Source organism: Kitasatospora aureofaciens, assembly GCF_019192735.1.
Lineage (GTDB): Bacteria > Actinomycetota > Actinomycetes > Streptomycetales > Streptomycetaceae > Kitasatospora > Kitasatospora aureofaciens_A.
This window is the reverse complement of sequence record NZ_JAHTKP010000053.1, coordinates 1-12,691: the sequence shown is the minus strand read 5'-3', so window position 1 is coordinate 12,691 and position 12,691 is coordinate 1. Positions and strand designations below refer to the sequence as shown.

Sequence of the window (12,691 nt, the reverse complement as noted above, 5' to 3'; positions counted from 1 at the left end):
GGCAGGAGGCCGGCGAGGGGGCCCACTCGAACGAGTGGCCCCCTCGCTGCTGTCCGTGTAGTGCAGGGCTACTCTCCGGATGTGGACACAACACCAAATTCCGCCGTCGGCCGTCCCCGGGTCGGACACATCCGGTTCCTCAACTCACTGCCCGTGTACTGGGGGCTGGCCCGGACCGGTGCCCTGCTCGATCTCGAACTGACCAGAAGGACTCCCGACGAACTGAACGACGGGCTGGTCCTGGGCGACCTGGACATCTCGGCGATCAGCCTGGTCGAGTTCCTGCGCAACGCCGACGAACTGGTGGTGCTGCCCGGGCTGGCGGTGGGCTGCGACGGCCCGGTGATGTCCTGCTCGATCGTCTCCCGGCTGCCGCTGGACCAGCTGGACGGCGCACGGGTGGCGCTCGGCTCCACCTCCCGGACGTCGGTGTGCCTGGCCAGGCTGCTGCTCGCCGAGCAGTACCGGGTCAGGCCGCGGTACGAGGTCCGGCCGCCCGACCTGGAAGCGATGATGCGGGAGGCGGACGCCGCCGTGGTCATCGGGGACGTGGCGCTGACGGCGTCGCTGCACCAGGCCGAGCAGCTGGGCCTGCACGTCCACGACCTCGGGCAGATGTGGAAGGACTGGACCGGGCTGCCCTTCGTCTTCGCGGTCTGGGCCGTCCGCCGCGACTACCTGGCCCACCGGCCCGAGCTGGTCCGCCAGGTGCACCGCTCCCTGCTCGCCGCCCGCGACCTCTCCCTGGGGCACCTTCCCGGGATCGCCGAGCAGGCCGCTTGCTGGGAGCCGTTCGACGCGGCATCGCTGGAGCGCTACTTCAAGACGCTTGACTTCCGGCTGGCGGAGGACCAGTTCGCCGCCATCACCGAGTTCGCCCGGCAGGCGGGCCCGATCGCCGGATTCCCCGCGGACACACGGGTGGAGGTGCTCGGCGCGTAGGCGGGTGGAGGTGCTCGGCGCGTAGTTCGACACCGGGATTTCGACACCGGGATTGAGTCTCCCGGGGCTGCCGGGCCGTATTACGTCAGCGGGAAGGCATCCGAGCGAGGGGAGGGGGAAGGTGAGTCCGGTGATCATCTCGGAGACGGCGGAGTTCCGCATCGGCGACCACGTGTGGGTCTACCGCGACTCCTCCTACGGTGCGGTCGAGAGCGCCGTCGTCGTGGACGTGCGGCCCGACCGCAGCCTCCGGCTGGAGTTCACCGACGGGCACCGCAACCACCTTCGCCACGGGCACATCGAGCTGCGGACGCCGCCCGCCGGTGCGGTGGCAGCCGGCGGGCGGTTCGAGGAGCCGGCACAGGGTGGGGGCGAGGTCCCACGGTGACGGGCCGCCTGCGGTCACGCCGTGACCTTGGCGATGAAGGCGGCCAGGTTCGCCACCGTGCGCTGGACCTTCTCCTCCACGGTCAGTGACTCGTGCAGCTTGGTGCCGATGTCCTTCTTGCCGCGCACGTACAGCGAGCAGGACAGGTCGCTGCACATGTACGCGCCCACGGAGTTGCCCTGCTTGCCGGCCTTCCCGGCGAGCGGGGCTACCAGCAGCGAGACGCCGCCCGTGTGGGTGGTCACGCAGAGCGAGCACATGCTGCGCCGGGCCTGCCAGGAGGAGGCGGCGGCGGAGGAGCGCAGGGCGACGGCCACCCGGCGGCCGTCGAGCTCGGTGACGAGGTAGGCGCGGTCGGGAGCCTGGTGGTCGCGCCAGCCGAGGAAGTCGAGGTCGTCCCACGGCTGCTCGGCCAGGTCGCGGGGGACGTTGAGGCGCGAGGCCTCGCCCTTGGTGCAGTTCACGAACGCGTTGCGGATCTCTTGCTCGGTCAGCGGCTTCATAGGAAGCAACGTAAGTTACCTAGGGGCATTAGGCAAATGTATTATTGCCCCAGGTAAGAGAGAGCTGGACGATGGGAGCAGCATGGCGCGCGTAGGACTGACCGCGGAACGCCTCACGCTGGCGGGCGCGGAGCTGGCCGACGAGGTCGGCTTCGACAAGGTGACGGTCTCGGCGCTCGCGCGGCGCTTCGGCGTCAAGGACGCGAGCCTGTACTCGCACGTCAAGAACTCCCGGGACCTGAAGACCCGCATCGCGCTGCTCGCCCTGGCGGAACTCGCCGACCGGGTCGCCGCCGCCCTCGCCGGGCGCGCGGGCAAGGACGCCCTCACGGCCTTCGCCAACGCCTACCGCGACTACGCCCGCGAGCACCCCGGCCGCTACGCCGCCGGACAGCTCGAGCTCGACGCGGAGACGATCCGGGCGAGTGCCGCGGGCCGGCACTCCCGGATGACGCGGGCGATCCTGCGCGGGTACGACCTCGCGGAACCTGACGAGACCGACGCCGTGCGGCTGCTGGGCAGCACCTTCCACGGCTACGTCACGCTGGAGCGAGCCGGGAGCTTCCAGCACACCGCGCGCGACACGGAGGACACCTGGTCGCGGATCCTCGACGCCCTCGACGCTCTGTTGCGCAACTGGCCTGCCGCCTGAGGGGGTTGGGCGGCCGCGTCCTGATCGCGCACGCACACTCAGGGAATCCTTCGCATCGGGATGTCACATCCTTCGGCGGCGTCCTGTCTACCTGTCGGGTGCGGCCGTTTCCGCACCGCTGCGGGTTTGAAGCGATTGGAGCATTCTCGTGAAGGCCGTCATCGTGTGCACCTCGGTGTCCCACGGCAACACCAGGAGGATCGCCGACGTCATGGGCCAGGTCCTGGAGGCCCCGGTTGTCGAGCCCGAACAGGTCGATACGGCGGAGCTCTCCGGCTGCGACCTCGTGGGATTCGGCTCGGGGATCTTCACGGGGAACTTCCACCCCCGGCTGCTCCAGTTCGTCCGGTCGCTCCCGGCCGGGGAGCAGCGGCGCAAGGCGTTCGTGTTCGCCACGAGCGGGCTGCCCGAGCTGCGGTTCCGGCCATTCACCCGCCCCCTCGTGCGGCTCCTCGGAGGGAAGGGCTTCGAGGCGGGCGACACCTTTTCGTGCCGCGGGTTCGACACCTGGCTTCCGTTCAGGCTCGTCGGCGGCATCAACAAGGGACGGCCCGGCGCCCCCGATCTGGACGCGGCGCGCACGTTCGCCGAAGGGCTGCGAGCCCGCACCGGCGCGGCGTCCTGACCGTCCCTGGTGCGGCCTTCACTCCCTGCCGGAGATTGTCCGAATGTAGGCAGGCGAATGACCTCCCGATGGGCTATCGGACTCCAGTTGCGTTGACGTCAACGTCACTCGAACGAGTGGTTTTTGACGTGTCCCGGCGGAAAGTGATGCATCGTCCGCGAACTCGGTCGACCGATGCAATCGCGGCAGCACTGCACTGCCCGTCGAAGGCAAGGAGTCCTTACGCGTGTTACCCACCATGTCGCGACACGACCGCGAGCAGTTCCTCGCCGACCGGCGCGTCGGCGTCCTGGGTGTCGTCGATCCGAGGGGCGGCGACCGGGCGCCCCTGGTCGTGCCGGTCTGGTACGGCTACGAGGCCGGGGGAGAGATCGTGGTCCAGACCGGCCGGGAGACGGTCAAGGGCCAACTGCTGCGCGCCGCAGGCCGGTTCAGCCTCTGCGTGCAGGACGAGCGGCGGCCCTACCGCTATGTGAGCGTCGAGGGGCCAGTCGTCGCGGTCGAGGACCCGGTGCCGCCCGCCGTCCGCGAAAACCTGGCCCATCGCTACCTGGACCCGGACGAGGCCCGCGCCTATCTCGCCGCCACCGCCGCTCAGCTCAAGGACGACGTCCTCTTCCGGCTGTCGCCGCAGCGCTGGCGCACCGCCGACTTCGCAGCCTTCGCCGCCGACTTCGCCGAGCCCGGGGCCGACGGCGCCGCCTGAGCGCCTGCCCACCGTCGGCTCGTCCCGGCCATCCGCCGCGATGAGCCAAGGGCGTTATCCGAAGACGACGTCTGGCGACGTCATTCGGCGACGTCAACCCAACTCGGAAGGATCCGATGACCGACACCCACGTTTCGCCGCGCCTGCACCCCCGGCCCGCCGGCCCGCCGACAGGCGGCCGTCTCCCGTCCTATCCACGGGACCTCCGCCTCCCGGACCTGTTCGCCCGGCAGGCGGCCGCCCGGCCGCACGCACTCGCCGCGCGGCACGGCGAACGCAGCCTCACCTATGGCCAACTCGACTGCCGTTCAACGGCCTTGGCGGAGCGCCTGCTCGCCTCCGGCGTCGTTCCGGGCGAGCCGGTCGGCGTCTGCGGCAGCCGGTCGCTGGAGGCGCTGGTCGCGCTGCTGGGCATACTCAAGGCCGGCTGCGCGTACGTACCGCTCGATGACGACCTCCCCCCGGCCCGGCTGCGGGCCATGGCCGAGGACGCCGGGCTCCGCGCCGCCGTCACCCTGCCGAACGCCGCACGCCGGGTGCGCGGGCTGCACATGAGTATCGGGGTCGACGAGGACGCGCCCACGGATGCGGCGCCGTCCACCGCATCCGCCCCCGCAACCGTCCCCGCCGCCCGCTTATCCGCGTCCGACTGCGCCTACGTGGCCTTCACCTCCGGCACGACCGGGCGCCCGAAGCCGGTGGCGATCCCGCACCGGGGCGTGGCCCGTCTCGTCCTGTCCGACCGCGAGCTGCCCCCGCCCGGGCCCGACGACCGGATACTGCACGGTTACGGCCTCTCCTCGGACGCCTCGACCATCGAGATCTGGGGAGCCCTCCTCACGGGCGCCTGCCTGGTCATCGCCGACCGGGAGCAACTGCTCTCACCGGCCGCCCTGGAGCAGCTGTTCCACACCCGGGCCGTCACGGTCGCCTACCTGACCACGGGCGTCTTTCACCTCCTCGCCCGGACCCGTCCGCAGGCCATGGCCGGGCTGCGGTTCGTCTCGGCCGGTGGCGAGGCGATGGACCCGCGGCTCGCGAGCGCCGTCCTCGCGGCCTGCCCCGCCACCACGGTGGTCAACTTCTACGGTCCGACCGAGAATTCGGTCGTCTCCACCGCCCACATCGTGCGCCCGCTGCCCGAGGACGCCGCGTCCGTCCCCATCGGCCGCCCGTTCGGGGCCACCACCTGCCACGTCCTGCTCCCCGACGGCACGCCCGCGCCGCCCGGTGAGGAGGGCGAACTGTTCGTCGGCGGGGACGGGTTGGCGCTCGGCTACCTCGGAGATCCGCGGCTGACCGCCGAGCGGTTCGTCCGGCTGCCCGAGGTCGAGCCCGGCGGCCTGCTCTACCGGACCGGCGACCAGGCCCGCTGGACCGACGACGGACTGCTGGAGTACCGCGGGCGGCTGGACCGTCAGGTGAAGCTGCGCGGTGCGCGCGTCGAACTCGACGAGGTGGAGGCCCGGTTGCGCGCCCACCCGGAGGTCGGCGAGGCCGTGGTCGAGGCCGGTCCGGAGGCGCTGACCGCTTACGTCACTCCCGCCGCGCCCGGGCGCCCTCTGCCGTTGCCCGACCTGCGTGCGTACTGCACCCAGTGGCTGCCCGCGCAGGCCGTTCCCACCCTCGTCGCCCTGGACCGCTTCCCGGTGACCAGCGGTGGCAAGGTCGACCGCGTGCGGCTGAAGGCCATCGCCGGCGTCGCCCGGGAAGCCACAGTCCAGCACGAGGCGAACGAGCAGCAGCCCGAGAGCCTGCTCGGCCTCCTCGCCGAGGTGTGGCGGCAGGTGCTGCGCGTGCGCCCCGCGCCCGAGGACGACTTCTTCCACCTCGGCGGCGACTCGCTGCTCGCCTCCGAGGCGGTCACCCGTACCCTGGCCGCGCTCGGCCTGGACGCGGCGCTGGGTTCCACCCTCATCAGGGCCCTGCTCGCCGCACCCACCCTCCAGGGCTTCACCGACGCCGTACGCGCCGCTCGCGACGGCTCCGGCACGACCGCCGCCACCAGCACTGCCACCGGGACCGCCGTCGACTTCACCCGCGAGACCGAACTCGGCTTCGACCTCCCGCCCGCCGAAGGCCCGGCGCCGCGCCCGCAGGACCCGCGGGACATCCTGCTCACCGGAGCCTCCGGCTTCGTCGGCGCCTTCCTCCTGGACCAGCTGCTGCGCGACACCGCCGCCCGCATCCACTGCCCCGTACGGGCGGCGAGCCGCCCCCACGCCGAACAGCGGGTACGCACCGCCCTCGCCCGCTACGGGCTGCGCGTGGGCGAGGCCGACTGGCGGCGGGTGGAGTGCTTCCCCGCGGACCTCTCCGAGCCCGGCCTCGGCATGCCGGACGGACACCGTGCCGCGCTGGCCGGCCGGCTGGACCTGATCGTGCACAACGGCGCCCAGGTCAACTTCCTCTACCCCTACGAGCAGTTGCGGGCGCCCAACGTGGACGGCACCCGGGAGGTCATCCGCATCGCGGCGCCCCGCCGCGTTCCGGTGCACTTCGTCTCCACCGTCGCCGTCGTCGCCGGCTTCGGGGCGGCCGGGATACGCGACGTGGACGAGGACGTGCCGCCGGCCCACGCCGACGGGCTCACCATGGGTTACGCCGAGAGCAAGTGGGTCGCCGAGGGGGTGCTGCGCCGGGCGGCGGCGCAGGGCCTGCCGGTGGCCGTGTACCGCCCGTACGAGGTGACCGGCGACCAGGTGCGCGGGGTGGGCAACACCGAGACGGCCATCTGCTCGCTCTTCAAGACGATCGCCGAGACCGGGCTGGCCCCCGACATCGCCCTGCCGATGGACTTCGTGCCGGTCGACCACCTCGCCGCGGCCGTGGTCCACATCGCCACCCGGCAGAAGGCCGACGGCCGGGCCTACCACCTCACCAACCCCCGCCCGGCGATGCTGTCGGACGTTGTCGGCCGCATGCGCGCTGCGGGCTGCGCGGTGCGGACGCTGCCGTACCCGCAGTGGGTCGGCGAGCTGGTGCGGCACGTCGCCGCGAACCCGACCAGCGCCACCGCCCCCTTCGTCTCGCTGTGTGTGGACCGCAGCCGTACGGCCGACATGTCCGTCAAGGAGATGTACTTCAAGGACACCTTCCCGGTGCTCGGCCGGCGCAACGCCGAGGCCGCCATGGCCGACAGCGGGCTGCACTGCCCGCCGGTCGACTCCGCCCTGCTGGACCGGTACCTGGAGTACTTCTTCGCCTCCGGCTACATCCCGCGGCCCACGGCCGGAGCCGTCGCCTCTCACCAGGAGCGCATTGCATGACCAATCTCGACACCCACGCCGCGATCGCCGACACCGTCATCCCCGTGCCCGAAGCGGCACCCGGCACCGCCGGACCCCCCTGCGCCTACGCCCGGCTGCGCGCCGAACAGCCCGTCGTCAAAGCGCAGTTGCCCAACGGCGAGACCGCCTGGCTGCTCAGCCGCTACCAGGACGTGCGCGCCGCCTTCGCCGACCCCCGGCTCGTACGGCCCCTGCTCTCCGCGTGGCCGCCCACCGAAGACGCCGACGCGCCGCCGCCGTGCCTGCCGACGTTCCTGGAGATGACCGGGGAGCACCACGAGCGCGTGCGCCGCGCCGTCCTGCCGTTGTTCGGCCGGGGGCGGCTGGAGTTCATGCGGCCCCGGATCCGGGCCATGGCGGAGGAGTTGATCGACGCGATGGTGGCCGCGTCCCCCGGCCGGACGGCCGACCTGGTCGCCGCCTACGTCGAGCCGCTGCCGTTGCGGGTGCTGTGCGAGACCGTCGGCCTGCCGTACGAGGACCGGGACCTCTATCTCCCGCACACCCTCACGCTGCTCGGCGCCGCCGGGCTGACGATGGAACAGGTGCTGGAGGCCCTGTACGCGCTGCAGGACTACGCGTCGACGCTGATCACCCGCAAGGAGCAGGAAGGCGATGGCGAAGGCGAAGGCGACGACTGCATCCGGCTGCTCCTCGCCGAGAGCCGCCGCCCGGGCGGCGGGCTGACCAGGGACGACGTCGTCAGCTTCGTCGTCACCATGCTCATGGCCGGTTACAAGACCAACATGCAGCACACCGGCAACGCCCTGCTCGCCCTCCTCACCCACCCCGACCAGCTGCGGATGCTCCGCGACGAGCCCGGGCGGATCGGCAGCGCGGTGGACGAACTGCTGCGGTACGTCCCCCTCATGAACGCGATCAACATCCTCGTCGCCCGCGAGGACCTCACCCTCCACGGCCAACACATCCGGGCCGGCGACGCCGTCGTCCCGGTGCCCGCCTCCGCCAACCACGACCTCGAGGCGTTCACCGACCCCGACCGGCTCGACCTGACCCGCACGCCCAACCCGCACGTCGCCTTCGGCCACGGCCCGCACGCGTGCACCGGCGCCCATCTGAGCCGGCTGCAACTCGCCACCGTGATCGAGGTGCTGCTGGAACGGCTGCCCGACATCGAACTCGCCGAGCCGGCCGAGATGCTGCCCTGGGACGAGTCCACTCCGCTGCGCGCACCGGCCCGCCTGCCGGTGCGGTGGTGACCACGCACGCAGACCCTTGTCCGTCCGATCCTGAAAGGCCCTTGACTACCACATGAGCGAGCGAAGCGAGCGAGTCATCGAAATCTGCGCATGGGCGAATGCCCCTGCCGAGCGAAGCGAGGTGGGCGCATGAGCGCACCCCAGGCACCCGCCACCGACCACACCCCGCACGAACTGCCCCTCCCGCACTACCCGTTCAGCACCAAGGGCGACCGCCTCGCCCCCGAGCTGGCTGACCTGCAGGGCCGTTGCCCGGTCGCCCGGGTCAGGACCAACTCCGGCGGCGAGGCATGGCTGGTCACCGGCTACGAGCTGGCGCGCGACATCCTGCGGGACCGCGCCTTCGCGCGCTCCGTGCTCGGTGAGTCGGACAGTCCCACCCAGGACGCCCCGATCCTCGCGCCCGAACTGCTGGACGCCATGAACCACCTCCAGCAGGCCGGGCTGCGGGACGAGGTGCTCGCCGCGCTCGGCCGCAACCAGCCCGAACTGCCCGCCGACTGGGTCGCCGAGGTCACCCGCGCCGGCCTGGACGCGATGCTCGCCGAAGGCACCCCCGGCGACCTGCACCGGCACTTCGCCGAGTGGGTCGCTGCGCAGTGCATGTGCCGACTGCTCGGCCTGCCCTTCGGGGACCGTGAGTGGCTCGCCGAGCGCGCCGACAAGGACCTCACCATGGTGACCTACTCCGACGAGGAGCTGGCCACCAACTGGGAGGAGATCCGCGCCTACATGGCCGCGTTCATGGCCGCGCGCACACCCGGCCGGCCGCGCGGCCTCGCCGACCGCCTCGCCGACCTCAACGCCTCCGGCCAGGGGCTGACCGACGAGCAGCTGTCCAACATCGTCGCCGTCCTGTTCGTCAGCGGCTACGAGGACTTCGCGAGCTTCCTGGGGGTCGCCGCGCTGAACCTGCTCCAGCGCCCCGAGGACTTCGCCGCACTCCGCGCCCGTCCGGAGACGATGCCGCAGTACGTCGAGGAGCTGCTGCGGTGCAGCGTCGTCCTCGGCAACGCGATCCCGCGTTTCGTCACCCAGGACACGGAGCTGGGCCCCGCGTCCGTCAAGGCGGGCGACCTCATCCTGCTCTCCCTGGACGCGGCCAACTTCGACCCCGTCGCCTTCGCCGACGCCGAGGACTTCGACCCCACCCGTTCCCCCAACCCCCACCTTCGCTTCGGCCACGGCCGCCACCACTGCCCCGGCGCCCATCTGGTCCGCCGGCACTCCGACACCGCCTTCCGCGTCCTGCTCGCCCACATCCCCACCCTCCGCCTCGCGGCCCCGATCGCCGAGATCCCCTGGCACCCCAACCGCATGGCGATCACCCCGGCCGCCATCCCGGTGACCTGGTAAATCCATGGGGGCATGGGAAGTCGGCCGGTCCGACTTCCCATGCCTCCATGTTCACGTCCCCGCACATCGGCCTTGAACTACGCCTGTAGTGGAGGGGCCGGCCCGGCGGTGACCTCGGGTGATCGCCGGCGGCGTCGGAACCGCTCCCGCAGGATGCCGCTAAGCTCTGGGCGGCATTCGGGGTGCCACGGCGGAGTGTGCCGGGCCAAGCGGGGGAGTGGTGTGGCGATGCAGCCGTTGCTGGCCGAGGATCCGTCGGTCGTCGGGTCCTACCGGCTGCTCGGGCGGCTCGGCGCCGGTGGGATGGGCTGCGTCTACCTCGGCCGGACGGCCGGGGGTCGGACCGTCGCGGTGAAGGTCGTGCGGCCGGAGCTGGCGGCGGACGCCGAGTTCCGGGCCCGCTTCCGGCGCGAGGTGGCCGCGGCGCGGCGGGTCGGGGGCGCGTGGACCGCGCCGGTGCTCGACTCGGACACCGAGTCGCCCGAGCCGTGGGTGGCCACCGGATACGTCGCGGGGCCCTCGCTGGCCGAGGCGGTGGCGGAGTTCGGGCCGCTGTCCGAGCACGGGATACGGGCACTGGTGGCCGGGCTCGCGGAGGCGTTGAACGCCATCCACGGGCTGGGGCTGATCCACCGTGACCTCAAGCCGTCGAACGTGATGCTGTCGCCGGACGGTCCGGTGCTGATCGACTTCGGGATCGCACGGGCGATGGACAGCCTGGCGACCTCGTCGCTCACCAGCACGGGGGTCGTGGTGGGCTCGCCGGGGTACATGTCGCCGGAGCAGGTGCAGGACCGGCCACTGGGTCCGGCATCGGACGTGTTCCAGCTCGGCACGGTGCTGGCGTTCGCGGCCACCGGCCAGGGGCCGTTCAGCGCGGAGAGCGCGGCCGCCCTGCTGTACAAGGTGGCGCACGGCGAGCCGGAACTGGGCCACCTGCAGGGCGAGTTGCGGGCGGCGGCCGAGGCCTGCCTGGCCAAGGACCCGGCCGCCCGGCCGACCCCGCAGGAGGTCGCGGCACGGCTCGCACCGCGCGGGGCCGCGGAACTGGTCGGCGCCGGCTGGCTCGCCGCGCCGCTGATGGCGCAGATCAGCCGGCGGACGGTGGAGCTGCTCAACCTGGATGCGGCGCCGGAGCCGGTCGTACCAGACGCCACGACGCCGCCGCAGCCGTCCGCGACCACCCCCACTCCCACCATGCCGTCGCAACCGCCCCTACAGGCCCCCGTGGCGCCGGTGCCGGATGCGACGATGGCGCTACGGGCCTCGGCGCCGGACGGCCGCCGGGAGGCGAACGCCGGTAACCGCGGCAAGGCGCCGCTGCTTGCCGGGGTCGCGGTCGTGGTGGTGGCCGCACTGGCGGTCACGGCGGCCGTGATGCTGCATTCCGACCCCGGGCACACTGCTGCCGCGGGGAGCACTCCCAGCACCCCTCCCATTCCCAAGAGCTTCATCGGCGCGTGGGGTGGCCAACTCCAGGACAACTCCGGGCTGAGCGGCGCTGCCGCACTGAGCATCCACGACGAGAACAGCAGCAACGGGGACAGCGACTCGATCGAAACGGAGATCGACCTCCGCGGCGCGGCGGTTCCCGGCGGAAGCGGGTCATGCCTGTCGGCGTACAAGCGCCAGGAGGTGACGGACCAGAAGCTGGTCCTGACCGGCAAATTGGTCGGCGGTCCGGACTCGCAGGGCCCGGGTTGCAAGAAGTACCTCGACACCGACACGGTGACCATCACGCTCAACAACGACGGCACACTGCAGATGAGCTGGGACGACCGGAGCGGGAGAACCGCGACCGCCGAGCTGACCCGGCAGGAGTCGTTTGGCAGCGCTCTCAAGCCGACGGCCTTCCCGGCGGCCACCCCGATCGCCACCGGGAGCCCCTCCGGCCCGGTGCCCGCCGAGTGCAAAAACGTCGACACAGGCAAGCTGGAGCAGCTCTTCGGAAAGGAGAAGCGCGCCCCGGAGGGGAAAGAGGAGTATCTCCTTGCGGGCTCTGCGGACGAAGCGACCTACCAGACCTGCAGCCTGTGGTTCGCCGGCGGCGGCAGGGCCGGCACTTATGTCTTCTTCTCTGTCACGACCTACAAGAGTCCGGAGCAGGCCAAGCAGGCCTATGCGGCCAAGGCGAACGGAGGTGTCACCGGCACTGTGTCCAAGCCGCCCGTCACTCTCGGCGAGCAGGCCTTCCAGACGACGAAGGACGACACCATTCTCAACGAGAAGGACTACAGGCTGTTTGCCCTGGACACCAACCGGGTCGTGGACTCCTACGCGCCCCATGACACGGGCTTCCAGGACGACGCCGTGGCCACCACCATCAGCGATGTGATGAAGGGGCTGATCGCCGGCTTGAAGTAGCGCTCGTCGTCACCGAACTGGCCCTTCGTCACATCCTTCAGGAATTCGTGGCGAGGAACTTCTTCGTCGCGTCCACCCGCGCCTGGTCGGCATTGGCGGTCTTCTTGCTCCACAGCACGACCCCCCTGGCGACCTTACTGGACTGCTCCAGTTCGTAGGACCACAGGTCGCCGGGCAGATTCTGCAGGGCCGTCTGAAGTTCCCCCCTGATCTTGGACAGCGGATGCTTACGCTGCGGGGGTGAAGTCGTTCTGCAGCCTGGCTCGGGTTTCGAGCGGGGTGAGGTACCCGAACTCGGGGTGCTTGCGGAGCCTGGTGCGGTTGTACTCGACTTCGATGAAGCGGAAGACATCCGCGCGGGCCGCCTCGTGGCTCTCCCAGACGGTGGTGCCGATCTCCGCTTTCAGCAGTCCGAAAAAGCTCTCGGCTGCGGCGTTATCGTAACATATGCCGGTTCGCCCCATGCTTTGCCGCAGGCTCAACTTCCTTATCGTCCTGCGGAATTCGCTACTCGTGTACTCGCTTCCGCGGTCGCTGTGCATGATGCAGCCGGGCTTCAGGTCGCCACGGCCGGCGGCCATCTTCAGGGCGTCGGTGACCAACTCGGCGCGGTGGTGGTCAGCCATCGCGTACCCGATCACCTCG

The 12,691-nt window shown here is 71.4% G+C and carries 11 protein-coding genes; 9 read left to right on the top strand and 2 right to left on the bottom strand.

Going from position 1 to position 12,691, the window contains the following annotated elements; all coding sequences use genetic code 11:
- Nucleotides 1-81 precede the first annotated feature (81 nt).
- Nucleotides 82-942 carry a menaquinone biosynthetic enzyme MqnA/MqnD family protein gene (locus KV557_RS32595; RefSeq protein WP_218205164.1) on the top strand — a complete coding sequence of 287 codons (861 nt, stop codon included), beginning with the start codon at nucleotides 82-84 and terminating at the stop codon, nucleotides 940-942.
- Between the two features lie 130 nt (nucleotides 943-1,072).
- On the top strand, nucleotides 1,073-1,330 hold the full coding sequence (locus tag KV557_RS32590) for a hypothetical protein (protein ID WP_218205163.1): 258 nt from the start codon (nucleotides 1,073-1,075) through the stop codon (nucleotides 1,328-1,330).
- A 14-nt stretch (nucleotides 1,331-1,344) separates the two neighbouring features.
- Here KV557_RS32590 and KV557_RS32585 read toward each other — a convergent pair whose 3' ends face one another.
- On the bottom strand, nucleotides 1,345-1,833 hold the full coding sequence (locus tag KV557_RS32585; RefSeq protein WP_218205162.1) for an FBP domain-containing protein: 489 nt from the start codon (nucleotides 1,831-1,833) through the stop codon (nucleotides 1,345-1,347).
- A gap of 82 nt (nucleotides 1,834-1,915) precedes the next feature.
- Between KV557_RS32585 and KV557_RS32580 the strand changes: the two genes are divergently transcribed.
- The 7 genes from KV557_RS32580 (at nucleotide 1,916) to KV557_RS44595 (ending at nucleotide 12,046) form a co-directional block, all read left to right on the top strand.
- Nucleotides 1,916-2,485: a TetR/AcrR family transcriptional regulator gene (locus KV557_RS32580; RefSeq protein WP_218205161.1), complete on the top strand. Its 570-nt coding sequence runs from the start codon at nucleotides 1,916-1,918 to the stop codon at nucleotides 2,483-2,485.
- Nucleotides 2,486-2,633: 148 nt separating this feature from the next.
- Nucleotides 2,634-3,110: a flavodoxin family protein gene (locus KV557_RS32575; RefSeq protein WP_218205160.1), complete on the top strand. Its 477-nt coding sequence runs from the start codon at nucleotides 2,634-2,636 to the stop codon at nucleotides 3,108-3,110.
- A 226-nt stretch (nucleotides 3,111-3,336) separates the two neighbouring features.
- Nucleotides 3,337-3,816 (top strand): pyridoxamine 5'-phosphate oxidase family protein, encoded by a 480-nt coding sequence (locus KV557_RS32570; RefSeq protein ID WP_218205159.1) that lies wholly within the window; start codon nucleotides 3,337-3,339, stop codon nucleotides 3,814-3,816.
- Between the two features lie 116 nt (nucleotides 3,817-3,932).
- The gene (locus tag KV557_RS44215) at nucleotides 3,933-7,085 is read left to right on the top strand and encodes an amino acid adenylation domain-containing protein (protein WP_218205158.1); all 3,153 of its coding nucleotides are present in this window, start codon (nucleotides 3,933-3,935) and stop codon (nucleotides 7,083-7,085) included.
- Nucleotides 7,082-8,326, top strand: a complete 1,245-nt coding sequence (locus tag KV557_RS32560; protein ID WP_218205157.1) for a cytochrome P450 family protein — start codon at nucleotides 7,082-7,084, stop codon at nucleotides 8,324-8,326. The genes KV557_RS44215 and KV557_RS32560 overlap by 4 nt, the downstream gene beginning before the upstream one ends.
- 129 nt (nucleotides 8,327-8,455) lie before the next feature.
- Nucleotides 8,456-9,682 carry a cytochrome P450 gene (locus KV557_RS32555; protein ID WP_218205156.1) on the top strand — a complete coding sequence of 409 codons (1,227 nt, stop codon included), beginning with the start codon at nucleotides 8,456-8,458 and terminating at the stop codon, nucleotides 9,680-9,682.
- A gap of 228 nt (nucleotides 9,683-9,910) precedes the next feature.
- Nucleotides 9,911-12,046: a serine/threonine-protein kinase gene (locus KV557_RS44595; RefSeq protein WP_218205193.1), complete on the top strand. Its 2,136-nt coding sequence runs from the start codon at nucleotides 9,911-9,913 to the stop codon at nucleotides 12,044-12,046.
- Nucleotides 12,047-12,273: 227 nt separating this feature from the next.
- On the opposite strand, the gene KV557_RS32545 is transcribed toward KV557_RS44595, so the two are convergent.
- On the bottom strand, nucleotides 12,274-12,691 hold a 418-nt coding region (locus tag KV557_RS32545), incomplete at its 5' end, for a DDE-type integrase/transposase/recombinase (RefSeq protein ID WP_218205155.1).

Bases quoted from the DNA above. Each gene is read 5' to 3' on its own strand.
- KV557_RS44595 (WP_218205193.1), top strand. From the start codon at position 9,911: ATGCAGCCGTTGCTGGCCGAGGATCCGTCGGTCGTCGGGTCCTACCGG.
- KV557_RS32585 (WP_218205162.1), bottom strand. From the start codon at position 1,833: ATGAAGCCGCTGACCGAGCAAGAGATCCGCAACGCGTTCGTGAACTGC.
- KV557_RS32560 (WP_218205157.1), top strand. From the start codon at position 7,082: ATGACCAATCTCGACACCCACGCCGCGATCGCCGACACCGTCATCCCC.
- KV557_RS32555 (WP_218205156.1), top strand. From the start codon at position 8,456: ATGAGCGCACCCCAGGCACCCGCCACCGACCACACCCCGCACGAACTG.
- KV557_RS32580 (WP_218205161.1), top strand. From the start codon at position 1,916: ATGGCGCGCGTAGGACTGACCGCGGAACGCCTCACGCTGGCGGGCGCG.
- KV557_RS44215 (WP_218205158.1), top strand. From the start codon at position 3,933: ATGACCGACACCCACGTTTCGCCGCGCCTGCACCCCCGGCCCGCCGGC.